The sequence below is a fragment of the Klebsiella sp. 141198 genome (genome assembly GCF_050600785.1).
Classification (GTDB): Bacteria; Pseudomonadota; Gammaproteobacteria; order Enterobacterales; family Enterobacteriaceae; genus Klebsiella; species Klebsiella aerogenes.
In genome coordinates, this window is the sequence record NZ_JAQIRM010000002.1 from 100048 (window position 1) to 124691 (window position 24644).

A 24644-nucleotide genomic window follows, 5' to 3' on the forward strand; every position below is an offset into this window, starting at 1 on the left:
GAACGGACAGCATTAGCCGTTAGTCTTGTTGCGGGTGCTGGAACGGCGGTTACCGTTATTACCCTGACGCGGATTGCCGCTAGTCTGGCTATGACGCTTGACGGCACGGCGAATCTGATTCGCTTTCATGCGACGGCGATCTTTCTCCACCGCCACTTTGCTTTCGGTTTCCGCTGGCAGCTCCACCAGTTCACGCAGATAGTTGGTCTGAGCCAAATCCAGTTCCGTCCAGCCGCCGCGCGGCAGGCCTTTCGGCAGCAGAATATCGCCGTAGCGTACGCGGATAAGACGGCTAACCTGAACGCCGACCGCTTCCCACAGGCGACGCACTTCGCGGTTGCGGCCTTCGGTCAGAGTGACGTTATACCATTGGTTGATCCCTTCACCGCCGGTGAACTTAATCGTTTTAAATGCTGCAGGGCCATCTTCTAACTGTACCCCACGCGCCAGCTGGCGCAGTTTGTCTTCATCAACCTGGCCGAAAACGCGAACGGCGTACTCACGCTCGACTTCGCGGCTTGGGTGCATCAAACGGTTCGCCAGTTCACCATCGGTGGTAAACAGCAGCAGGCCGCAGGTGTTCACATCAAGGCGACCTACCGCGATCCAGCGCGCGCCGCGCAGTTTCGGCAGACGGTCAAATACCGTCGGGCGCCCTTCCGGGTCGTTACGGGTGCAGAGTTCGCCTTCTGGCTTGTAATAGGCCAATACGCGGCAAATCTGCTCGGCAGATTCTTTTACCGAAATAAGATGGCCGTCGATACGAATTTTCAAACCAGGCACGATCTCTACGCGATCGCCGAGGGTTGCGACCTTACCATCCACGCTGACGCGGCCAGCTTCGATGATAGTTTCAATTTCACGGCGGGAGCCATGGCCAGCACGAGCCAGCACTTTCTGTAATTTCTCGCTCATAGAGCTTCCTTTAGGTGTCGCCTTCCCAGGCGTCTGATATGCTTTGGCGACAACAGGCCATTAAAACCACCAACCTGTTGTTATATAAATACTTTACACATTTTAAGGCGCCGTTCGTCAGCACTGTTAAACAGCGCGCGCGCCTGCGTGGGCGAACATACTACACTAACTTCAAAATGAATGCTTCACTGCGATACATTTCTCTGTCTATGGATTATCGCTCGCCGTCAATGAACTTGCCTTGAGGGGAAAGTGGGCAAATGGCGCCGGATGACTAAACAGGTATCCTTGCGCTTTCTGGCAACCGAGGTCGCGTAACTGGTCTTTTATCTCCTCATCTTCAATACCCTCAGCAACGACGGGCACCTTAAAACCCTGTGCCAGCACAATCAGCGATGCAATCACCGATTCCGCTTTGTCATCATCGGCGAATTGACAGATCAAACGGCGATCAATTTTGATGCTATCAAATGGCAGCGTATGTAAATAAGAGAGGCTGGATAAATTGATGCCAAAATCATCCAGCGCGACGGCAATACCATGGCGACGTAAATAAGCAATCATTCTGCTCATTCGGGTAGCATCGTTCATCAATAGCCGTTCGGTTATCTCAAGACAAATATTGCCCGTGACCAGCCCATTACGATAGATAACATCCATTAAATGCCAGGCAAAATCCTGTTGCAGGAGTTGAATCGCCGATACGTTGATATGCAGAATAAAGTTCGCCGGCGCCCCGCGGAGAATCATAGCGGACAGTTCCCGACAGGCCTCTTCAATAACCCAGCGCCCCAGCGGGATTATCAGCCCACTCTCTTCCGCCAGTGGGATGAAACGCTCGGGAGGAATTTCGCCTACCGTTTCGGAGCGCCAGCGAAGCAAACATTCTCCTTCCTGAAAAGCGCTTTGATCCTGCAAATCCACAATTGGCTGTAGCATCAGATGAAATTCATGTTGCTGGATCGCATCATGAAGATGCTCATGGAGTTGGATATTATAAAGCTCAGCCTCATGCATCTCGCCGCTGAAAAACGTCGCGACGCCGTTTCCCTGTTTCTGCGCATGGCGTAATGCAATCCATGCCTCACGCAACGTTTGTTCAATATTCTCTGCGTGGATCTCAGTCGTCACCAGGCCAATATTGCCGGTATAAACGTATTTGCTTGCCGTAGGAGACGCTTCATTATTGACGTCGATAAATAGTGAGGAGAGCAGTTCTCTGTAGCGCTGATGCTCTTTTGGCTGAGTTTGTCCTGGAAAAACCACGATAAGCTTATCTACTGTATCGCGGGCGATCAGCGTATTCGTCGGCAGTAAATTACGCAGGCGAAGAATATAATCGCTAATGAATTTTTCACCATACTCCGTACTTAAGGAATTGATAATAGCGTTCATATTACTGATATGCAGCAGCGCGAGCAAGTTTCTACCTTGATATAGCGATGTCTGACGCAGTAACCCCGTCCGCGAGAATAATCCGGTGGTTCTATCCTCTTCTATTTCGCGCCGTTGGGCGTCGAAACTTTCCGCCAGCTTATGCGATAGCGCCATAAATGTGGTTTCCAGAGAGGCTATTTCCGGGAAATGACGCTTATTATCTGGCGGCGTCCAGCGGTGCGTCGCAAGCTGATCCGCTTTACGGACAATATCCCGCAGCGGTTTTACCACCTTCGCCAGGCCACAGAAAACCACCAGCAGACCAAGTGTAAAAATGACAAACAGCATGCTCATGGTGATAGCTATATATTTAACGATGGTACGGGTAATCATTCTCGCTGGGCTAATCACAATCCCCGTCCAGTGCAGTATGTCATCACGGTCGGTGATTGGGAAAGCATCAACATAATATTCTTCTTTGCCGGAGCTAAAAAACTGCAATCCCGTGCGGTTATGCGTTTTTAAGGTGTGACTGGCTGCCACAACAACCGGTAAATGAGTGTTTTCAAGCGTTTGTAGATTCAACCGTGAGTGTTTTCCCCCAGCCAGCATATTTCGCGTCAATGATGGCACTGATGAAGAAATGAGCTCATTTTTTTCATTAACAATCAGCAGAATACTTTCCGGATGGGGTTTAAATTTTTCCAGGCTTTTATTTAGTTCGTTGAGGTGCAACTCGCTGGCGACGACGCCAACAAACTGTCCCTGGCGATTGAATGCCGGCGAGCTGAACGCAACGCCAATTTCATTTTCATATTCATAATCGCGAAAGGGTTTTGTCCAGTGCGAGCTCTGGTCTTTGGCAACCGCCGCATACCATTCGCGCTGCGTTGTTTGATAATCCGCTAGCACCGATTTTACCAATGAGTTCACCGTCAGGTGGCTATACGCCGTCAGATGGTGACCTGTTTGCTCATCTTTTACCGCAAGATAATCATTCGACTCGGCCTGGCCGCGCGCCACTTGAATAAAATCGCCATTGATCGCGCCAAATCCGACCAGATTGAGATAATGTTTGTTGCTGAAGACGTTATTGGTGGTATTGACCATTTCGCCGATCAGGCTGCGAACCGGGATCGCAGTACTGGATTGACGTCCGATCGCATGAACCAGTATCGCGTTCGATTGCGCGGGAACATCAATATAATCGTGGATGACTTCCTCGATATTGACTCTTTTCGCACGCAGAATATCCTCACTCACCTCATCAAAAAAAGCATAACCTTCGTAGTAGAGAAAAGCATATGTCGTCAGCAGCACGACGAGAATTGTCGTGGCTAAGGTAAATATGATGGCCTGAGTTAGGGTGAACGGGTAACTGTTGACCGAAAGCTGTTTTTTTAATATTTGCATCGTTATTATCGCCGCTCGTCTTTGTCATCATTCCGGTTCAACAACGAAAAACCCATTGGCGACGTCAAAACTATCAAACGTTTTCGGCCGGGAATAATGATATCCCTGGGCCAAATCACAGCCCATCTCCTGCAGTTTTTCCGCCATTTCGCGCGTTTCAACGCCTTCGGCCACCAGCGGCACGGAAAAACTTCGCGCCAGCATTAACACTGAGGCAATAACCGCTTCGCTTTTTTTATCGTCTAGCACATTGCTAACAAACCCGCGGTCAATCTTCAGACAGTCAAACGGCAGTGAATGCAGATACGAGAGGCTGGAATAACCGGAACCAAAATCGTCAATCGCGACGCAAACGCCGAGGCGGCGTAAATAAGCCAGTATTTCGACAATCCGCCACGTGTCATGTAGCAAAACGCTTTCGGTGATTTCGAGACAAATATTGCTGTTCATCAAATCATTAGCGTGAATTGACTCCAGCAAATGCTGAGCAAAATCAGGTTGCTGAAGCTGAATTGCCGAGATATTGACGTGCAGTTTAAAATCACGCGGCGCGCCGCGCGTGATAAACGCGGCAAGTTCACGACAGGCGGTTTCAATTATCCATTTCCCTAACGGCACAATCATGCCGGTGTGCTCGGCAAGGGCGATAAATTTGTCGGGCGGCACGAAACCCGACACATTTGATTGCCAGCGGATCAGGCATTCACCTTCTTTACACGGCCGCTGCAATTCAAATGAAACGATCGGCTGCAAAACGAGATGGAAACCTTCCGAATGGAGATCGTCGCATAACGCCTGATGCAGACGCAGATTATTCACTTCCTCTTCACGCATGGCGGCCGTGAAAAGTTTACTCGTACCGCTACGCTGCATCTGGGCATGCTGTAAAGCCAGACTAACATTCATCAGACATTCGCCGATGTTCTCTGGGGTTAATGATTCAATCAACATGCCAATATGGCCAGTAAATATATGCGATTCGCCTGACATATCAGAAGCAGACATACGAAAAACAGAAGCAAGTAGCGCGCTGTACCAGTCGACATCCTTTTCGGCATACATGCCATCAAAAGCGATAATGAACAAGTCTTCTCGATCACGACAACATAGTGCCCCTTCAGGCAATATTTTGCGAATGCGTAAAGTAAACTGGTGAATAAACTGTCGGGCCTGAGTCGTACCGAGCACATTCTTAACCGAGTTGTAGTTGTTAACGTATACCATCGCCAGCATATTGCGATGACGGTACAGCGACTCACAATGCAGTAAACCGCTACGGGTTAAAAAACCGGTTTCGCTATCTTCTTCCAGTTTCCGACGTTTAGATTCGAAAGTGTCTGGAATAATTGCATATAGGTTGCTCAATGCTGCATCCAACGAGGCTATTTCCGGAAAAACTCGTTTAGTTGGTTTCTTCCACGGCATTAACCCCAGATGCACTTTATCTGTAACGTCTTTTAAGGCGTCGGTGAAATGAGAAATAATCATCAACAGAATCAACATCAGAATAAAAATAAACAGTGTCGTGGCGAAGGTCACAAGTAGACGCTGTTTATTCATTTCCGCCATTTCCGCATGCTGTGGTGCGATAAGTACCGCCTTCCAGTTCAGCAGATGTTGGCGGTCCTGCACGCTAAAGGCGGTCGCCAACAAAGACTCGTCCTCAGTACGCAAGGAAAATGACGTCGGCGACGGCTGCGCCGAGGTAAGCTTTGCTATCAGTTGGCGATCCTGCTGCCATTTATGTTGGTTGCCGGAACGCGCGACAATGCGATTGTTGTCATCGATAAGTAGAAGAGCATAGCTTTTATCCGGCAGGAGACTCTGTAAATAAGCGGTCATATCCGCAGGTGTGGCGCCGCTGGCGATCGCCCCGACGAAGCGGCCTTGTTTATCGTACACTGGCTGGTTCCAGCTCATGATCAAACTGCCGGTAAAGAGAGAGCGTTGCCAGAATCCGTGCGTTTGCTGGCGAGCGCGGCGAAACTGCGGTAAATCAGCAACATTAAACGCGTTATTGACGTTGACAATATTGGTCTGCGGGCTTAACCCGCTGTATTTAACCAGGGAGTGATGATTATCGCGCTGGGTTCGCTGTAAATAAATTTGATTACTATGATTATCGCGAATAACAGCAATACTGGAGCCATTTTCCGCAAACCACGACAGGCTCTGGAAGGCGGGCATGGTTTTGAACGCGCTCGCCGTCAAATACACCATTTCAGGAACTAAAGTATCCTTATCGATGTTGTTACTTTCGCCCTGAATATATTGTAAAAATAGATTCGTTATTTGTCGTGGGCGATCGACAGCATCCTCAAGTTTAAGCTGAATAGACGTATACTGAGAACCAATGATTTTTTTATCAATGGAACTACTGACCTGACGCGACTGATAGTTAAACAGGCTGGTCAGGCTGACAACAATCAGCATTAACGCCAGCAGCGAAACAACCAGTACGCTTTTTACCAGGGTGATGGGATAGGTATTTGAGGTCAGCTTTGGCATATATTAACGGTATTTAATCACTATTATAAGATTATTATCACTGAATACCACCAGGGCTTAATGTATGACTTTACCCGCCAGATATAAGGTAACGGCAACACTGGAAAACATAAAAAAAATCAACAGTACTTTCTTCCTCTTAAACACGTCGGAGGGTTAAATAGTCAGCTTATACATAATGTTGAATTTCTTTCTGGAAGCAATATCAGTGAGTGATATCGTAAGCGGACTAATAATATAAAGAAGAAAGGAGCGACTCAATGCGGAAAGAATTTTAAAATAAATTTAAGCCGCGGGCGACGCATGAAACGCCGCCCGCGAGAAACATCACAGGAAGGGTTTAATATCACCAACGCCTTCACGCAGCACCACCGGCGCGTCTTCGGTCAGGTCGATAACCGTCGTCGGCTGCTGGCCGAGATAACCGCCGTGAATAATCAGATCGACCACCTTCTCAAGACGGTCTTTAATCTCTTCCGGGTCGGACTCCGTGAATTCATTACCCGGCAGCATCAAGGATGTCGAGAGCATCGGCTCGCCAAGCGTTTCCAGCAGCATCTGGGCGATAGGATTTGCCGGCACGCGCATACCAATGGTTTTACGCTTTTCTTGCAACAGGCGGCGCGGCACCTCTTTCGTTCCTTTAAGAATAAACGTGTAGTTGCCCGGGGTATTGTTTTTGATCAGACGAAACGCCACGTTATCGACAAACGCATAGGTCGACAACTCGGAGAGATCGCGGCACATCAGGGTGAAATTGTGGCCATCCGGCAACTGACGAATACGGCAGATCCGCTCCATCGCCCCTTTATCTTCAATTTTGCACCCCAGAGCATAACCAGAGTCCGTTGGATAAACGATAACCCCGCCCTTACGTACGATTTCCACCGCCTGATTAATCAACCGCGCCTGCGGGTTATCGGGGTGGATATAGAAAAACTGGCTCATACTTCCCTCTCAATTTGTTCAGCGGCCACTTCCCAACTGCGCCAGATCCCTTCTACGCCAGCGGGTAGCCAAAGTTTGCGCCCCAGTTCGATCCACGGACAGGGCTGGTGGAAATCCGAACCCTGCGACGCCATCAAACCAAACTGTTTCGCGTAGCCCGCCAGCTGCGCGCGCTCATGCGGCGCCTGCTGACATTGGGCGACCTCCATCGCGTCGCCGCCCTGCTCGCTAAAATGGGTCAACAGCCGTTTCAACCATTTGGCGGAAAGATCGTAACGCCCCGGATGGGCGATCACCGCTTTGCCGCCAGAATGATGAATGACATCAATCGCTTGTTTTATTGTACACCACTGCGGCGGAACGTATCCGGTTTTCCCGCGGGCGAGATATTTTTTGAATACATCGGCAATATTGCTCGCAAAGCCGGCTTCAACTAAAAAGCGGGCAAAATGGCCGCGGGTAACCGCGCCGCCATCGGCGAGCTTTAACGCCCCTTCCCAGGCGCCGGGGATACGCGCTTTCTCCAACCGTTCGGCAATCATCTGCCCGCGCTGGTTGCGCCGCGCTTTCTGTTCGCAGAGCAGTTGCGTTATCGCCGGATGGTTGATATCAATATTCAGTCCGACGATATGAATTTCGTGATTTTCCCACAGGGTGGAAATTTCTACCCCGGTGATAAGCGTGAGCGGCAGTTCAGCCCGCGCAATTTCGGCACGCGCTGCCGGAATGGCCGCCACGCTATCGTGATCGGTGATTGCCAGCGTCCCCACCCGCATCTCATGCGCGCGATGTACCAGCTCTTCTGGAGTCAATCGCCCATCGGAGGCGACGGTATGGCTGTGCAGGTCATAAATGACCGCGTAATTAGTGTCGCTCAAAATGGCTCCTGGTGGACCTGAACTGAAATAAGCGCATTATGATAACGACTGAGAAAGAAAATCTGCAAACAAGGGTTGACTTTATTTTCATGGACTAGTTAACTAGTACGCAAGTTCACACAACGGGTATCTCTGATGAAAACGCAAATTATTACTCTTCATAGCTGGTGGCGTCGTTCCTGGAATCGGGCGGCGTGATCGCGTTTTGCACTCAGCAAACAGATACCGGGCCCGCCACTGAGCGGGCTTTTTTTTGAACAAAATAATGAACAGAACAGGCGAGAATGATAATGCAAACATCAAAACCAGCGCTCGAGCTTCTCACCAGCGACGCTATCTATCGCGAAAACCCGACGGCGTTATTCCATCAATTATGCGGCGCGCGCCCGGCAACCTTGCTGCTGGAATCGGCCGACATCGATAGTAAAGACGATTTAAAAAGCCTGCTGCTGGTGGATAGCGCCCTGCGTATTACCGCACTTGGCAATACCGTCACTGTCCAGGCGCTGTCAGCGAACGGCGCCGCGCTGCTTGAACTGCTGGATAACGCATTGCCGTCCGGCATTGAGAATCTGCGCCAGCCGAACAGCCGGGTACTCACCTTCCCACCGGTTAGCGCCCTGCTGGATGAAGACGCTCGCCTGTGTTCGTTATCGGTGTTCGATGCGTTTCGTCTGTTACAGGATTTGGTCAGCGTCCCGCAGGCCGAGCGCGAAGCGATGTTCTTCGGCGGCCTGTTCGCTTACGACCTGGTGGCCGGTTTTGAAGATTTACCACCGCTTAACGCCGATACCGCCTGCCCGGATTACTGTTTCTACCTGGCGGAGACGCTGCTGGTTATCGATCACCAGACCAAAAACACCCGCATTCAGGCGAGCCTGTTCACGCCGCTGGAGAATGAGAAACAGCGTCTTCTGCAACGTATCGCCCAGCTACGCCAGCAGTTAAATGAGCCGCCCGCGCCGCTGCCGGTGACGACGGTTGCCGAAATGCGCTGCGACGTCGATCAGAGCGATGAAGAGTACGGCGCCGTGGTGCGCAAAATGCAGCGCGCCATTCGAGCGGGCGAAATTTTCCAGGTTGTGCCGTCGCGCCGCTTCTCCCTCCCTTGCCCGTCGCCGCTGGCCTCGTACGATGTGCTGAAAAAGAGCAATCCCAGCCCGTATATGTTCTTTATGCAGGATAACGATTTCACGCTGTTCGGCGCCTCGCCGGAAAGCTCGCTCAAATACGACGCCGTCAGCCGCCAGATTGAGATCTACCCCATTGCCGGCACCCGTCCGCGCGGCCGCCGCGCCGACGGTTCGCTGGATCGCGACCTCGATAGCCGTATTGAACTGGAGATGCGTACCGACCACAAAGAGCTCTCTGAACATCTGATGCTGGTCGACCTGGCCCGTAACGATCTCGCCCGCATCTGTACCCCGGGTAGCCGCTACGTGGCGGATTTGACCAAAGTCGATCGCTACTCCTTTGTGATGCATCTGGTTTCCCGCGTGGTTGGCGAACTGCGCCGCGACCTCGACGTCCTGCACGCCTATCGCGCCTGCATGAATATGGGCACCCTTAGCGGCGCGCCGAAAGTTCGCGCCATGCAGCTAATCGCCGCCGCGGAAGGCAAGCGTCGTGGTAGCTACGGCGGCGCGGTCGGCTACTTTACCGCCCACGGCGACCTCGATACCTGCATCGTGATCCGCTCAGCCTACGTAGAGGACGGCATTGCCACCGTGCAGGCGGGCGCCGGTATCGTGCTCGATTCCGTTCCGCAATCCGAGGCGGATGAAACCCGTAATAAAGCTCGCGCCGTGCTGCGCGCCATTGCTCAGGCCCATCACGCGAAGGAGACTTTCTAATGGCCGACATCCTGCTGCTCGATAATATCGACTCCTTTACCTATAACCTCGCCGACCAGCTGCGGGCTAACGGCCACAACGTGGTCATTTATCGTAATACCGTTCCGGCGCAATCGCTGATTGAACGTATCGGCACTATGGATAATCCGGTGCTGATGCTCTCTCCGGGGCCGGGTACCCCAAGCGAAGCCGGTTGCATGCCGGAGCTGCTGACCCGCCTGCGCGGCAAGTTACCGATTATCGGTATCTGCCTCGGCCACCAGGCCATCGTGGAAGCCTACGGCGGCTATGTCGGCCAAGCGGGCGAAATCCTTCACGGCAAAGCTTCCAGCATTGAGCATGACGGCCAGGCGATGTTCGCCGGTCTTGCCAACCCGCTGCCGGTGGCCCGCTACCATTCACTGGTCGGCAGCAATATTCCGGCCGGGCTCACCATTAACGCCAATTTCAACGGTATGGTGATGGCGGTTCGCCATGACGCCGATCGCGTCTGCGGCTTCCAGTTCCATCCGGAGTCGATTCTGACTACTCAAGGGGCGCTGCTGCTGGAGCAAACGCTGGCATGGGCGCTGCAGAAACTGGAACAGACCAATGTCGTACAACCGATTCTGGAAAAATTGTACCAGGCAGAGACGCTGAGCCAGCAGGAGAGCCACGTGCTGTTTTCCGCCGTCGTGCGCGGCGAAGTGAAGCCAGAACAACTGGCCGCCGCGCTGGTAAGCATGAAAGTGCGCGGCGAGCAACCGCAGGAAATTGCCGGCGCCGCTACCGCGTTGCTGGAAAACGCCGCGCCGTTCCCGCGCCCGGATTATCAGTTTGCCGATATTGTCGGCACCGGCGGCGATGGCAGCAACAGCATTAATATTTCAACCGCCAGCGCCTTTGTCGCCGCCGCCTGCGGTTTAAAGGTGGCGAAACACGGCAACCGCAGCGTCTCCAGTAAATCGGGCTCGTCCGACCTGCTGGCCGCGTTTGGCATCAACCTGGATATGAATGCCGATAAATCGCGCGCCGCGCTGGATGAACTGGGCGTCTGCTTCCTGTTCGCGCCGAAGTACCACACCGGTTTCCGCCACGCGATGCCGGTCCGCCAGCAGTTGAAAACGCGCACCCTGTTTAACGTATTGGGGCCGCTTATCAACCCTGCGCACCCGCCGCTGGCGTTGATTGGCGTCTATAGCCCGGAACTGGTGTTGCCGATTGCCGAAACCTTACGGGTACTCGGCTATCAACGCGCCGCCGTGGTACACAGCGGCGGCATGGACGAAGTCTCGTTGCATGCGCCGACCGTGGTCGCCGAACTCAATAACGGCGAAATCCAGAGCTATCAGCTGACCGCCGCCGACTTCGGTCTGACGCCTTATCATCAGGATCAACTGGCTGGCGGCACGCCGGAAGAAAACCGTGACATTCTCACGCGCTTGCTACAAGGTAAAGGTGAAGCCGCTCACGAAGCCGCCGTCGCCGCCAACGTCGCCATGTTGATGCGTTTACACGGGCATGAAGACCTGAAAGCCAACGCCCGGCAGGTACTGGATGTGCTGCACAGCGGAGCGGCCTATGACAGAGTGACCGCATTAGCGGCAAGAGGGTAAATAATGCAGACCGTTTTAGCAAAAATCGTTGCCGACAAAGCGATTTGGGTAGAAGCCCGCAAACAACAACAACCGTTAGCCAGTTTTCAGAATGACATCGTGCCGTCCGAACGCCATTTTTACGATGCGCTGGCCGGCGCCCGCACCGCCTTTATTCTTGAATGCAAAAAGGCGTCGCCGTCGAAGGGACTGATTCGTGAAGATTTCGACCCGGCGACCATCGCCGGGGTTTATAAGCACTACGCCTCGGCAATTTCGGTACTGTGCGATGAGAAATATTTTCAGGGCAGCTTTGATTTTCTGCCGATTGTCAGCAAAGTCGCGCCGCAGCCGATACTGTGTAAAGACTTCACCATCGATCCTTACCAGATTTACCTCGCGCGTTACTATCAGGCTGATGCCTGCCTGCTGATGCTCTCGGTGCTCGATGACGATCAATATCGCCAGCTCGCCGCCGTCGCCCACAGCCTCAATATGGGCGTTCTGACAGAAGTCAGCAACGAAGAGGAGCTGGAACGCGCGATTGCGCTGAAGGCCAAAGTCGTCGGCATTAACAACCGCGATCTGCGCGATATGTCGATTGACCTGAACCGCACGCGTCAACTGGCGCCGCGTCTCGGCCCGGATGTCACCGTGATAAGCGAATCCGGAATCCATACCTACGGCGAAGTCCGCGAACTGAGCCACTTTGCCAACGGCTTCCTGATTGGCTCGGCGCTAATGGAGCAACCGGACCTCAGCGCTGCGGTGAAGCGCGTGCTGTTAGGTGAGAACAAGGTCTGCGGCCTGACTCGTCCGCAGGATGCGCAAGTCGCCTGGGAGGCGGGCGCTATCTACGGCGGCTTGATTTTCGTCGCCAGTTCGCTGCGCGCCGTTGACGACCAGCAGGCACAGGCGGTAATGGCCGCCGCGCCGCTCAGCTTCGTTGGCGTATTCCGCGATGCAGCCATTGAAGAGGTCGTCACCCGTGCGACCAACTTGAAACTCGCCGCGGTCCAGCTTCATGGGAGCGAAGATCAGGCCTGGATTGATGCCCTCCGCGCGGCGCTGCCGGAGCAGATCCAAATCTGGAAGGCGCTGAGCGTCGGCGAAACACTGCCGCCGCGTAACCTCAATCATGTGGACAGATATGTCTTTGACAACGGTCAAGGCGGGAGCGGTCAACGCTTCGACTGGTCGCTGCTGCAGGGCCAGGACCTGCGTAACGTGATGCTGGCAGGCGGCCTCAGCGCCGATAACTGCGTAGAAGCCGCGAAAAGCGGCTGTGCCGGACTCGATTTCAACTCAGGCGTAGAGTCGCAGCCGGGAATCAAAGAGGCAAGCCTGGTGGCTGCCGTTTTCCAGACGCTGCGCGCATATTAAGGAGCAATGCAATAATGAGCACTTTACTGAACCCGTATTTCGGCGAATTCGGCGGTATGTACGTTCCGCAGATCCTGATGCCCGCCCTGCGCCAGCTGGAAGAAGCTTTCGTCAGCGCGCAAAAAGATCCTGAGTTTCAGGCTGAATTCACCGACCTGCTGAAAAACTACGCGGGCCGCCCGACGGCGCTGACCAAATGCCGCAATCTGACCGAAGGCACCCGCACCACGCTGTACCTCAAGCGTGAAGATCTGCTCCACGGCGGCGCGCACAAAACCAACCAGGTGCTGGGCCAGGCGCTACTGGCCAAACGTATGGGCAAAACGGAAATTATCGCCGAAACCGGTGCCGGCCAACACGGCGTCGCCTCGGCGCTGGCCAGCGCCCTGCTCGGTCTGAAATGCCGCATCTATATGGGCGCCAAAGACGTCGAGCGTCAGTCGCCGAACGTCTTCCGCATGCGCCTGATGGGTGCGGAGGTCATTCCAGTGCACAGCGGTTCCGCCACCCTGAAAGATGCCTGTAACGAAGCGCTGCGCGACTGGTCCGGCAGCTACGAGAAGGCGCACTACATGCTCGGCACCGCCGCTGGCCCGCACCCATTCCCGACTATCGTGCGTGAATTCCAGCGCATGATCGGCGAAGAAACTAAAGCGCAGATCCTTGAGAAAGAAGGACGCCTGCCGGACGCGGTGATCGCCTGCGTTGGCGGTGGTTCTAACGCCATCGGCATGTTCGCTGATTTCATTGATGAATCCCGCGTTGGCCTGATTGGCGTCGAGCCTGCCGGCCACGGTATCGAAACCGGCGAGCACGGCGCGCCGCTGAAGCACGGTCGCGTCGGCATTTACTTCGGCATGAAGTCGCCGATGATGCAAACCTCCGACGGGCAGATCGAAGAATCTTATTCTATCTCCGCCGGGCTGGATTTCCCGTCAGTGGGTCCGCAGCATGCGTTCCTTAACAGCACCGGGCGCGCCGAGTATGTGTCAATTACCGACAACGAAGCGCTGGATGCCTTTAAAGCGCTCTCCCGCCATGAAGGCATTATCCCGGCGCTGGAATCGTCCCACGCTCTGGCGCACGCGCTGAAGATGATGCGCGAGAACCCGGATAAAGAGCAGTTGCTGGTAGTTAACCTGTCCGGCCGCGGCGATAAAGACATCTTCACCGTACACGACATTTTGAAAGCGCGAGGGGAAATCTGATGGAACGTTACGAGACGCTATTTGCACAGTTAAAAAACCGCCAGGAAGGCGCCTTTGTTCCCTTCGTCACCCTTGGCGATCCGGGGCCGGAGCAGTCGCTAAAAATCATCGATGCGCTGATTGAAGCCGGCGCCGATGCGCTGGAATTGGGGATCCCCTTCTCCGACCCGCTGGCCGACGGCCCGACGATTCAGGGCGCGACATTACGCGCTTTTGCCGCCGGCGTCACCCCGGCGCAGTGCTTCGAGATGCTGGCGGCGATCCGCCACAAGCATCCGACCATTCCAATCGGCCTTTTGATGTACGCGAACCTGGTGTTCAGCCCGGGGATTGATGAGTTCTACGCCGAATGCGCGCGTGTTGGCGTGGATTCCGTGCTGGTCGCCGACGTGCCGGTCGAAGAGTCCGCCCCGTTCCGTCAGGCAGCGCTGCGCCATAACATTGCGCCGATTTTCATCTGCCCGCCAAATGCCGATGACGATTTACTGCGCCAGATTGCCTCCTATGGCCGCGGCTATACCTACCTGCTATCACGCGCTGGCGTGACAGGCGCGGAAAACCGCGCCGCGCTGCCGCTGCATCATCTGATTGAAAAACTAGCGGAATATAACGCCGCGCCGCCTCTGCAGGGCTTTGGTATCTCGGCGCCGGAGCAGGTTTCGGCCGCTATTGACGCCGGTGCCGCCGGGGCAATATCCGGCTCGGCCATCGTTAAGATTATCGAGCGCAACCTCGAGCAGCCGCAAAAAATGCTCGAAGAGCTAAAAACCTTCGTGCACGGTCTGAAAGCGGCGACCAAAACCATCTGACCCTTTGTCGCCCGGCCTCACGCCGGGCGGCTATTTCCGCTGCAGGCTGTTGGCGTATTTTCGCGTTAAGCGAAACAGCGCCAGCACCTCGTCTTCTGACCATCCAGCCAGCACCTGATTCATTAACTGCCGCCGCGCAACGGCAATAGCGTCGATCATCCGCTGCCCCTTTTCGCTGAGCGTCACCTCGCTAATCCGCCGGTCTTTGGCATTGGCCTGCTTGCAGGCAAGCCCCTGAGCCTCCAGCTTTTTCACCTGACGACTGACGGTGGTGTAATCGCGGCCTAAATGATCCGCCAGTTCAACTACCCCCACCGGGCCATAGCGCCCTACCGCCACCAGTAGCGGAAATAGTATCTGTTCAAGCTGCACCCCTGCCGCCTGCAATATCTGCTCATCGCGAAGAGGTTGATTCATCACGCTAATGATATCCAGCAGTGCGCCGTGAAAGTCGGTGATGTCGTAATTATTATGTGCATCTTGCATGTATTAGTTAACCGCGTATAGTGCTCCTGAAGAATATGTGCATATTACACATAATTATCATCAGGAGATAATGTTATGAAAGCCGCCGTGGTATTTGATCTAAGCGAAGGCCCGGTATGGGCCGATTTTAGCGAACCGCAGCCCGCCGTCGGACACACGCTGATCGACGTTCGCGCCGCCGCCATTAGCCACGTGGTTAAAGGCCGGGCATCAGGACATCATTATAGTTTTGACGGCACTCTGCCGTTTGTCGTCGGTATCGATGGCGTCGGTATGACCCCTGACGGCCAGCGCGTCTATTTCGCTTTCCCCAGCGCCCCGTTCGGCAGTATGGCGCAACGCGCGCCGGTCGCAATGCGGAATTACCTGCCGCTGCCGGATGAACTTGACGATATCAGCGCCGCGGCCATGGCCAATCCGGGCATGTCTGCCTGGGCTGCGCTTGTAAAGCGGGCGCAGTTTCAGGCCGGCGAAACGGTACTGATTAACGGCGCCACCGGCAGCGCCGGGCAGCTGGCGGTGCAGATTGCCCGCCACCTCGGTGCGAAAAAAATCATTGCCACCGGGCGCAATGCGCAAGCGCTGGCCGCCCTCGCAGCCGATGAGTGTATTGATTTAACCGCCGATGAGCAGACGCTTAGCGCACAATTCGCCGCCGCCAGCGCCGGGCAAGTTGATGCGATCGTGGATTATTTGTGGGGACGCAGCGCAGAGTTGCTGCTGCCCATGCTGGCGAAATATACCCCCGGCGATAAGCCGGTGCGTTATGTGCAGGTGGGTTCCCTTGCCGGGGCGGATATCACGTTAAATGGCGCCGTGCTGCGCGCCGCGCCGCTACAGCTTATGGGCAGCGGCATCGGCAGCCTGACCATGCCGCAACTGCTGGCGGCAACCGGGGAGATGCTGCAGGCTGCGGTTCCCGGTCAGTTTACCATCGCCACCACGCCGCTGCCGCTCCGCGATGTCGCGGCGGCCTGGCCGCGTGATAACAGCCAGAAACGCACGGTTTTCACCCTTGATTAAAAAAATTCGCCTCCGCACAAACTCTGGGGTTGATATCTTAAATGAGAAATATTATCTTTCTCATTACCGAATAGTTGAGTGAACAACTCAGGTATTCGGTACGACATTGCTCACATTGCTTCCAGTATTTTTGCCCGCGTTTATCGCGGGCTTTTTTTCGCTCAACTTCAGCTTTTAGTGGTCGAGATACAGATAATGCAACCAGCTGGTCATCCGTAACAGCACCTTACGCATCACCGACACGTGGGCAAAATGGTCGGTATACACCGCCGCCTGGGCACTGACGCCATCAGGGAGATGGGCGAGATCGCGGCTCGCCGCGAGGTCAATCATCACATAAACCCCTTCCCGACCGGGCGTGGCGCTTAAACCCTGTAACGCGCCGCTGGCCTGGTAGCTGCCGTCGGGAATAGTTGGCAATACTTTTGTGACCTTGCCGGCATACACCTGCCCCGGTAGACCATTGAATACCACCTCTGCCTCGTCCCCCTGCTCCAGGCGCAGGATAGCGTTCTGGCGAAATACCGCCACCACCTGCCGTTTCTGCTGCGGAATAAAAATCATCACCGGTTTGAACGGCAGACGAACTGCCGTGGTTCCCGGTCGCGCCAGCACCTGGGTAACATAACCATCGCTGGGCGCGCGGAATACCGTCTGTTCAAGGTCATAACGCGCCTCGGCAATCTGCGATTTCAGGCTGGCGATTTGCGCATCCTCGCCATTGAAACGCGCAGAAAGTCTTTCTAACTCCTGTTGATACTGTGCCTTAGCCGCCCGCAGGGCCGCGGATTGCGCCTGATATTGCTGCTCGGCGTGATTCACGTCCTGCTCGGAAAAAGGGTTAACCGGCATGGCCGCGCCTTTCGCATAGCGTTGATAATCCTGACGGGCACGTTCATATTCCGCCGTCATCCGCTGGACGTTAGCGGCGGATTCACTTAATGCCGCTTTCCGGGTTCTGATATCCGCTTCGGCGGCACTGAGATCCGCCTCCAGTTTATTCAGTCGCGCGCGATAGCGGCTATCATCAAGACGAAACAGTACCTCGCCTTTGCGTAATAACACATTCGTTTTATCGGTAACTTCTACGATGGCCCCCGACACCTGCGGCACAATCGGGATCGACAGAGCTATTTTTTGCGCCCGGTCGGTGTACGGGTGATTATAATTCATAGTCAGAATTAGCGCGCCGACAATAAACACGCCGCCAAGGACCGCGGTTGGCACCGTCCATTTATTTACCGGGATACGAAAAATTTTAAATACGCCATAGGCCAACGCCACATAGCTAAGAATAATGAGTAAATCCATACATTGGCCTCAGCGTTTATTTGACGAGTTTGTCGTAACAGTTATTTGTTGTTCCTGTAGACGCTTGAGCTCGCTTTCAAGTTGCCTGATTCGCTGATGCATTTCGGCATTATCTTCGCCTTTATGCGCCATTCCCCACCCGCGCTCGGGGCGATACAGCGTGGCCCAGATCCATAACAGCGGCCAAATCGCATGTAGGGTGAACAGGCTCACCCAGCCGGCGACATGGATCGCATCCTGGTGAGGATGCTGGCGTTTCTTGGCCAATAAATAGGGAATATCATGAATAATAATAATGCCGTAAAATAAAATCAAAAACACGGCTATTAATACGCCTAAGGCAAAGTAGTTAAGAAACATAATGGTTCCTGACAATAAACGGTAAAACAGTGCTGACTACGCTGTTTTATAATTAGCAATACCACTCGATTTAATATTGGGGCTTAGTCGAGAATGATAGTTTGCCGACTGATAGACCAAATATTGATAACGGTAAAAATCAGTAGTTTTATCTTTCCGATATAAAATCTCTTCTCCCGAGACCGATAGCCCTTTGATAATATCGTCATATTCAATCTTTTTTTCTTCTTCGGTTACGCTGGTAGCGCACGCCGCCAGCAGCAACATCACAGATAACGCAGCCATTCTTGTTATTTTCATCGATTATTTCTCTGTATTTTCGGCTGTAACAAATAATCTTCGCAAATAATACCCAGCGACTGACCAGAAGTCATATGACAATGACAGCAAAGATATATATCATTTTTGATATAGCAAACCGAAAGAAGCCATCTCATGAAAGAAAAAGACCTGCGTATTGACGAACTCCGTATCGTCCGCATGATTGCCGAAACGGCAAGCGTTAGCAAAGCCGCCCAGCTACTGGACATGCCGCAGTCGAATGTGTCGCGGGCGCTGAACGCGCTGGAACGGCGCCTGGGGCTGGAAATCTTTATCCGCCACCCTCGAGCGTTAATTCTGAGCGAGTTTGGCGAGCAGTTCCTGCGCCGGGCGGACATCCTGCTGGATAAGCATAATGACCTGCTTGATATGTCCGGTACCTGGAAACGCAGCCTTAACGGCATGGTGACGCTCGGCGCGCCAATCGGCATTCAGGCTTTCCTTGCCCGATACCTTTTGCCGCCGGTGCTGCGCTCGGCGCCGGAATTAACCGTCAATCTTCTCACCCGCAATCCCGACGAGCGCGAACAGAAACACGGGACGCTTTTCGATAGCGATTGCGATCTGCTGATTAGCTTTTTCCAACCGCAGGACGAAAGCCTGATCGCAAGGCCTCTCACCCGCTTTCGCATGGGGCTGTTTGCCTGCGCGGATTATATTGCGCAGTCGCCTCTGCACGATGTTGATGAGCTTGCGCAGCACCGCTGTATCACTTTGCGTACGTTGGGCGGGATCCGCAACAGTTGGCATTGCTATAACGCCGCGGGTGAGAGTATTCAGGTAGAGGTCAACGGTTCCAGCGTATGCGATAACATTTTGCCGGCAATCGAGCTTGCTAAACAGGGACTGGGCATCGTATATGCCCCTTTTTACTCCGTCGCGGCGGAATTAGAGGCCGGTACGTTACAGCCATGTCTGCCACGGGAACGCGGCGTGAATATGCAGGCGTGGTTGATTTATCGTCAGCGCGGCGTGTTGCCGCATCGTGTACAGGTGATAATGGATAGCATAATGGAAAGCGCTAAACTGCACGCCCACCGGCTGGTCTGAAGAGGATAAAACTGGCCGCAAGCGGCCAGTTTTTTTAAAGCATTAGAAGCGATAACCAGCAGAGAACATAAACACCCACGGATCCAGACGGGTACTGACTTTCTGGTCAACGCCGTTGGCTTTGAATTTCACATCGGTGTCGATATCCATGTACCACACTGACATGTTCAGCAGCCAGTTGCGATCAATCAGATAATCCAGACCAACCTGTCCTGCCGCGCCCCATGAATCCTTCAGACTCAGGTCGGAAAGCCCGGCGTCCTTACCGGTATCGTTGAAATCATTGTTAAAGAAGGTCGTATAGTTAATACCGGCGCCGATATACGGGCGCACTTTGCTTTGCGCATCGCCAAAGTACCACTGCGCCATCAGCGTCGGCGGCAACTGGTGTACGGTGGCGATAGTGCCGGTCGGCCCGGTACCGACCTTGTGGCGGAACGGCGTTGCCGCCAGCAGTTCGATACCGATATTGTCGGTCGCCATGTAAGTAAAGGTTAAACCTAACTGGGTGTTATTACTGACGTTAAAACCGCCGAGGCTACCCAGCACGTTGTCAGAACCCTCAGTGGGGCGAACCGTCGCCGAGCCCGCGCGAATAAAAAATTCCCCCGCTTCATGCGCCCAGGCGCTACCACCAGAAAGCGTACCTAAGATCAATGCCGCCGCTGCTATTTTCTTCATATCCATGTCCCCATTATGGTTTTTATCAGCGGCTGCAAATATACCTACAATGAGTTAGCTTTGATCTGTTTTAGATCACACCAGGCCATTAGATTTAACATTTATTGATCCAGATTAATTTTTGCAGCAGTTAGTAACGTACTGATTCGTCTTTACATCAATTTTTACCCATGAGAAAAATTTTTGCTTGCCCCTCTTGTCGCCGATCGTGCGGATAGCTAATTTAATTGCCGACAATTTGTGTTGATGCGTTTTTTTCAGGTGTAATTATGAGTGAAATCAACCCGTGCATGACGTGCGGTGCCTGTTGTGCGTATTTTCGAGTCTCCTTCTACTGGGCTGAAGCCGACGACGCCGGCGGCGTGGTACCCACACAGCTCACCGAACCCCTTACCCCTTTTCTGCGCTGCATGAGCGGTACCAATCAGCGGCAAAGCCGCTGTACCGCCTTAAGCGGTGAAATCGGCGAATCGGTGCACTGCACCATCTATCACCAGCGGCCTTCCCCCTGCCGCGAGTTTGCTATGTCAGGCGAAGGCGGCGAACTCAACGAAGCGTGCGATCGCGCCCGTGCCCGCTACGGCCTGCCGCCGCTGGGAACTCTTTACAAAGATATACCTACCGTGACCTCGGCAGAGACTGCTACCCAACCACGTTTTGCGGTACAATCCCCGGCTAGTTAAAACACCTGCAAGACTCAAGGAGAATGCATGTCTATCACGGCGAAGTCCGTCTACCGTGACACGGGGAATTTTTTTCGTAATCAGTTCGTTACTATTCTGCTGATTGCGTTGTTATGCGCGTTCATCACGGTAGTTATTGGCCATGCCTTTTCGCCCAGTGACGAGCAGTTATCGATCCTCAGCGAGGGCGATAACCTGGCGGGCAGCGCCGGCTTGTTTGAGCTGGTGCAAAACATGACGCCGGAACAGCAGCAGATCCTGCTGCGCGCGTCGGCAGCCTCAACCTTCTCGGGCCTGGTGGGGAATGCCATCCTCGTCGGCGGCGTACTGTTGCTGATTCAGCTAATCTCCGCCGGGCATCGCGTCAGCGCGCTGCGGGCAATCGGCGCGGCGGCGCCGGTTCTGCCGAAGCTGTTGCTGCTTATTCTGTTCACCACCTTCGTGGTACAGATGGGGATGATGCTGGTGCTGGTGCCGGGCGTGCTGCTGGCGATTGTCCTGGCGTTCGCGCCGGTGATGCTGGTGCAGGATAAAATCGGCATCTTTAGCGCAATGCGCGGCAGTATGCGTCTGGCGTGGGCGAACATGCGCCTGGTGGCGCCAGCGGTACTCGGCTGGCTGCTGGCAAAAACGGCGCTACTGCTGCTTGCTTCAAGCTTTGCAACGCTGTCGCCAAACGTTGCCGCCGTGGTCATTAATACCATCAGCAATCTGTTCTCTACGCTGTTGCTGATCTATTTGTTCCGCTTGTATATGCTTATTCGCAACTAACTTTAATCAGGGCCGGGCATTCCGGCCCTTCCTGAACGACGGAATTGATGTATGAAGCAGTTTCTCGATTTTTTACCGCTCGTAGTCTTCTTCGCTTTTTATAAGATTTACGATATCTACGCCGCAACCACCGCGCTGATCGTCGCCACCGCGGTGGTCCTCATTTATAGCTGGGTGCGCTATCGTAAAGTTGAAAAGATGGCGTTGATCACTTTTGTGCTGGTCGCCGTATTCGGCGGGCTGACAATCTTCTTCCACAACGATGAATTTATTAAGTGGAAAGTGACCGTCATCTACGCCCTGTTTGCCGGTGCCCTGCTGTTCAGCCAGTGGGTAATGAAAAAGCCGCTGATCCAACGCATGCTTGGTAAAGAGCTGACGCTGCCGCAGCAGGTGTGGTCACGGCTGAATCTGGCCTGGGCGCTGTTCTTCATTCTCTGCGGGCTGGCCAATATCTACATCGCGTTCTGGCTGCCGCAGAATATCTGGGTCAACTTCAAAGTCTTCGGTTTAACGGCATTGACCCTGGTCTTTACCCTGTTGAGCGGCGTTTATATCTACCGCCACATGCCACAGGACGATAAGCACTAATACCTCTCAACGGTACGCGCTAGCCGGCGCGTACCGCCTCCGTTGTGCTTTTCATTTCTTTTCTCTACCTCCTATCCCGTTCAGTTCAAATTTAACTTCCGAAAGAGTGGGTAAGCCACCTCTTATTACGCCATTCCCCAACGGCTCGCCTTCACGCTTTCTTCATCAAACAGGAAAAATTGCGCCAATTGTGAGGATTTGATGAAGTTTCGTCTCGCCTGATTGTAATGATAATGATTATTATTAATATTCACGTTCTTGTTTTATTTTGATACGGATATTTACAATGAGAACGAACACCGCATTCCCCCTCGCTCCCCTTACCATCATTATCGCCAGCTTCTTTTCAGCGGAGAGTTTGGCCGAAGAAGCCGAACAGGATACTGAAACTATGGTGGTCTACAGCACCGCCGAAGAAGCGTTAAAACAACAGCCCGGCGTTTCGATTATCACTGCCGAAGATATTGCCAAAGAGCCGCCGGTTAATGACCTGTCAGAAATCATCCGTAAGATGCCCGGCGTGAATCTGACCGGCAACAGCGCCAGCGGTAGCCGCGGTAACAACCGTCAAATCGACATTCGCGGGATGGGCCCCGAAAACACGCTGATTTTGATCGATGGCGTACCGGTTACCTCACGAAATTCGGTACGTTACAGCTGGCGCGGTGAACGCGATACCCGCGGTGATAGTAATTGGGTACCCGCTGAAATGGTTGAACGAATTGAAGTCCTGCGCGGACCCGCTGCGGCCCGCTATGGGTCCGGCGCGGCCGGCGGCGTGGTGAATATCATTACCAAACGACCAACCAACGACTGGCACGGCTCACTGTCGTTCTTCACCAATCAACCGGAGAATAACAAAGAAGGCGCCACCAACCGGGCCAACTTTAACCTCAGCGGGCCGCTGGCAGGCGATGCCCTCACCATGCGTTTGTACGGCAACATCAATAAAACCGATGCTGACGCCTGGGATATCAACCATGCGCAGAATGGCTCATACGCCGCCGGTCGCGAAGGCGTGCGTAATAAAGATATTAACGCCCTGCTGTCGTGGAAAATGACCCCACAACAGATCCTCGATTTCAACTATGCCTACAGCCGCCAGGGCAATATTTATGCCGGCGATACCCAGTACAGTAACGGCAACCTTAGCCCCAATGGCCTGGTTGATTCACTCTACGGCCATGAGACCAACCGCCTGTATCGCCAGTCGTGGGGGCTAACCTATAACGGAATTTGGGATTGGGGACAGTCAAAAGCCGGCGTTTATTATGAAAAAACCAATAATACCCGCCTGCAGGAAGGATCAACCGGCCGCGTCGAGGGGATGATCAATAGCGATGAATACGCCACCAGCCGTCTGGAATCATGGCGCTCCACAGGCGAGTTAAACATTCCGTTCTACTGGTTGGCGGATCAAACGTTGACGCTTGGCATGGAGTGGAACCGCGACGAACTCAACGATCCGGCGTCGATGCAGGCCACTGACGTGAGCGGTGAAACCATCGCCGGCACCAGCGGCAATGCCGCCGATCGTAGTAGCAAAAACAGCGCCACGTTAACCGGGATCTACCTGGAAGATAATATCGAGGCCACGCCGGGAACTAACATCATTCCCGGCCTGCGTTTCGATTACCACAACCAGTTCGGCAGTAACTGGAGCCCAAGCCTCAACCTGGCGCAGGCATTAGGTGAGTGGTTTAAAGTAAAAGCAGGTATTGCACGGGTATTTAAAGCACCGAATTTATATCAATCCAGCGAAGGCTATCTGCTCTCCACCCGCGGCAACGGATGCCCGAACGCCATTGCAACAGGCAGTTGCTATCTGCTCGGCAACCCGGATCTGGATCCGGAAATCAGCATCAATAAAGAGCTTGGGCTGGAATTCAACGCCGGCGGCTATAACGCCGGGATCACCTGGTTCCGTAATGATTACAAAAACAAAATCGTCTCCGGCACCGAGGTGCTTGGCTACACTTCCAGCGGCAACAACATTCTACAGTGGCAGAACGGCGGCAAAGCCGTAGTAGAAGGACTGGAAGGGACCGTGCTGATCCCATTGATTGCCGAAACCCTGAACTGGCGCACCAACGCGACCTGGATGATTAAATCGGAAAGTAAAGATACCGGCAATCCGCTGTCGGTGATCCCGAAATATACTATCAATACCATGTTCGACTGGCAGGTAAACAGCAAACTGTCGGCTAACATAAACTGGACAATGTATGGCCGTCAAAAGCCGCGTCAGTACGCAGAAATTCGCAACGAGACCGGGGTTCTCGCCACCAATGAAGTCGGCGCTTATTCGATAGTAGGGATCGGCGGCAACTATCAGTTGATGAAAGATATTCGCCTCAACGCCGGCATCAGCAACCTGTTTGATAAGCAGATTTATCGCGAGAACGCCGGTGCTTCAACTTACAACGAGCCGGGGCGCGCCTATTACGCCGGCGTTACCCTAAGTTTCTAATCTGCCGACGCCCGTACCGACGGGCGTATTC

General features: G+C 53.7%; 21 protein-coding genes and 1 other annotated feature. Of the genes, 11 read left to right on the forward strand and 10 right to left on the reverse strand.

What is annotated here, in order from left to right:
- Positions 1-12: 12 nt before the first annotated feature.
- The 5 genes from rluB to rnm form a co-directional block, all read right to left on the reverse strand.
- Positions 13-915, reverse strand: a complete 903-nt coding sequence (gene rluB / locus PGR10_RS05805) for a 23S rRNA pseudouridine(2605) synthase RluB (protein ID WP_045393170.1) — start codon at positions 913-915, stop codon at positions 13-15.
- Between the two features lie 207 nt (positions 916-1122).
- Complete coding sequence (locus PGR10_RS05810) at positions 1123-3705, reverse strand: bifunctional diguanylate cyclase/phosphodiesterase (RefSeq protein ID WP_430923155.1); 2583 nt, start codon at positions 3703-3705, stop codon at positions 1123-1125.
- Positions 3706-3732: 27 nt separating this feature from the next.
- Entirely contained in the window at positions 3733-6213 is a 2481-nt protein-coding gene (locus PGR10_RS05815; protein ID WP_430923156.1) for a bifunctional diguanylate cyclase/phosphodiesterase, read from the reverse strand.
- A 327-nt stretch (positions 6214-6540) separates the two neighbouring features.
- Positions 6541-7161 carry an L-threonylcarbamoyladenylate synthase gene (locus tag PGR10_RS05820; protein WP_020078571.1) on the reverse strand — a complete coding sequence of 207 codons (621 nt, stop codon included), beginning with the start codon at positions 7159-7161 and terminating at the stop codon, positions 6541-6543.
- On the reverse strand, positions 7158-8039 hold the full coding sequence (gene rnm, locus PGR10_RS05825) for an RNase RNM (protein ID WP_430923157.1): 882 nt from the start codon (positions 8037-8039) through the stop codon (positions 7158-7160). Before rnm ends, PGR10_RS05820 begins: the two co-directional genes overlap by 4 nt.
- Positions 8040-8198: 159 nt before the next feature.
- Positions 8199-8294: a sequence feature (Trp leader region), on the forward strand.
- A 35-nt stretch (positions 8295-8329) separates the two neighbouring features.
- Here rnm and PGR10_RS05830 point away from each other — a divergent pair.
- Genes PGR10_RS05830 through trpA form a run of 5 tightly spaced genes read left to right on the forward strand, consistent with a single transcriptional unit; the run spans position 8330 to position 14866 of the window.
- Positions 8330-9892, forward strand: a complete 1563-nt coding sequence (locus PGR10_RS05830) for an anthranilate synthase component 1 (RefSeq protein ID WP_087859366.1) — start codon at positions 8330-8332, stop codon at positions 9890-9892.
- Positions 9892-11487 carry a bifunctional anthranilate synthase glutamate amidotransferase component TrpG/anthranilate phosphoribosyltransferase TrpD gene (gene trpD / locus PGR10_RS05835; RefSeq protein WP_015366209.1) on the forward strand — a complete coding sequence of 532 codons (1596 nt, stop codon included), beginning with the start codon at positions 9892-9894 and terminating at the stop codon, positions 11485-11487. Before PGR10_RS05830 ends, trpD begins: the two co-directional genes overlap by 1 nt.
- Positions 11488-11490: 3 nt before the next feature.
- Positions 11491-12849, forward strand: coding sequence for a bifunctional indole-3-glycerol-phosphate synthase TrpC/phosphoribosylanthranilate isomerase TrpF (gene trpCF / locus PGR10_RS05840; RefSeq protein ID WP_430923158.1), 1359 nt, complete (start codon positions 11491-11493; stop codon positions 12847-12849).
- Positions 12850-12863: 14 nt separating this feature from the next.
- On the forward strand, positions 12864-14057 hold the full coding sequence (gene trpB / locus PGR10_RS05845) for a tryptophan synthase subunit beta (protein WP_015366207.1): 1194 nt from the start codon (positions 12864-12866) through the stop codon (positions 14055-14057).
- Entirely contained in the window at positions 14057-14866 is an 810-nt protein-coding gene (trpA, locus tag PGR10_RS05850; RefSeq protein WP_113373650.1) for a tryptophan synthase subunit alpha, read from the forward strand. The genes trpB and trpA overlap by 1 nt, the downstream gene beginning before the upstream one ends.
- 30 nt (positions 14867-14896) lie before the next feature.
- Here trpA and PGR10_RS05855 read toward each other — a convergent pair whose 3' ends face one another.
- Positions 14897-15352: a MarR family winged helix-turn-helix transcriptional regulator gene (locus PGR10_RS05855; RefSeq protein WP_430923159.1), complete on the reverse strand. Its 456-nt coding sequence runs from the start codon at positions 15350-15352 to the stop codon at positions 14897-14899.
- A gap of 75 nt (positions 15353-15427) precedes the next feature.
- Here PGR10_RS05855 and PGR10_RS05860 point away from each other — a divergent pair, with 75 nt between their 5' ends.
- Positions 15428-16375 (forward strand): quinone oxidoreductase family protein, encoded by a 948-nt coding sequence (locus tag PGR10_RS05860; protein ID WP_430923160.1) that lies wholly within the window; start codon positions 15428-15430, stop codon positions 16373-16375.
- 174 nt (positions 16376-16549) lie between these two features.
- On the opposite strand, the gene PGR10_RS05865 is transcribed toward PGR10_RS05860, so the two are convergent.
- The 3 genes from PGR10_RS05865 to PGR10_RS05875 are packed head-to-tail and all read right to left on the reverse strand — an operon-like array spanning position 16550 to position 18346.
- Positions 16550-17686, reverse strand: coding sequence for an HlyD family secretion protein (locus PGR10_RS05865; protein ID WP_200111386.1), 1137 nt, complete (start codon positions 17684-17686; stop codon positions 16550-16552).
- 9 nt (positions 17687-17695) lie between these two features.
- Positions 17696-18046: a DUF3302 domain-containing protein gene (locus PGR10_RS05870; protein ID WP_047054019.1), complete on the reverse strand. Its 351-nt coding sequence runs from the start codon at positions 18044-18046 to the stop codon at positions 17696-17698.
- A gap of 36 nt (positions 18047-18082) precedes the next feature.
- Positions 18083-18346 (reverse strand): hypothetical protein, encoded by a 264-nt coding sequence (locus PGR10_RS05875; RefSeq protein WP_259678456.1) that lies wholly within the window; start codon positions 18344-18346, stop codon positions 18083-18085.
- A 135-nt stretch (positions 18347-18481) separates the two neighbouring features.
- On the opposite strand from PGR10_RS05875, the gene PGR10_RS05880 reads away from it, so the two are divergent.
- A complete protein-coding gene (locus PGR10_RS05880) occupies positions 18482-19417 on the forward strand; it encodes a LysR family transcriptional regulator (protein WP_087859357.1) in 936 nt (311 codons plus the stop codon).
- 42 nt (positions 19418-19459) lie between these two features.
- On the opposite strand, the gene ompW is transcribed toward PGR10_RS05880, so the two are convergent.
- Positions 19460-20098: an outer membrane protein OmpW gene (ompW, locus tag PGR10_RS05885; RefSeq protein ID WP_045374891.1), complete on the reverse strand. Its 639-nt coding sequence runs from the start codon at positions 20096-20098 to the stop codon at positions 19460-19462.
- A gap of 269 nt (positions 20099-20367) precedes the next feature.
- On the opposite strand from ompW, the gene PGR10_RS05890 reads away from it, so the two are divergent.
- From PGR10_RS05890 to PGR10_RS05905, 4 genes are all read left to right on the forward strand, one after another.
- Positions 20368-20781, forward strand: a complete 414-nt coding sequence (locus PGR10_RS05890; RefSeq protein WP_087859356.1) for a YkgJ family cysteine cluster protein — start codon at positions 20368-20370, stop codon at positions 20779-20781.
- Positions 20782-20808: 27 nt separating this feature from the next.
- Positions 20809-21552: a YciC family protein gene (locus PGR10_RS05895; protein WP_087859355.1), complete on the forward strand. Its 744-nt coding sequence runs from the start codon at positions 20809-20811 to the stop codon at positions 21550-21552.
- 51 nt (positions 21553-21603) lie between these two features.
- On the forward strand, positions 21604-22143 hold the full coding sequence (locus PGR10_RS05900; protein WP_015366196.1) for a septation protein A: 540 nt from the start codon (positions 21604-21606) through the stop codon (positions 22141-22143).
- 286 nt (positions 22144-22429) lie between these two features.
- Complete coding sequence (locus PGR10_RS05905; protein ID WP_087859354.1) at positions 22430-24613, forward strand: TonB-dependent siderophore receptor; 2184 nt, start codon at positions 22430-22432, stop codon at positions 24611-24613.
- The last annotated feature ends 31 nt before the right edge of the window (positions 24614-24644 follow it).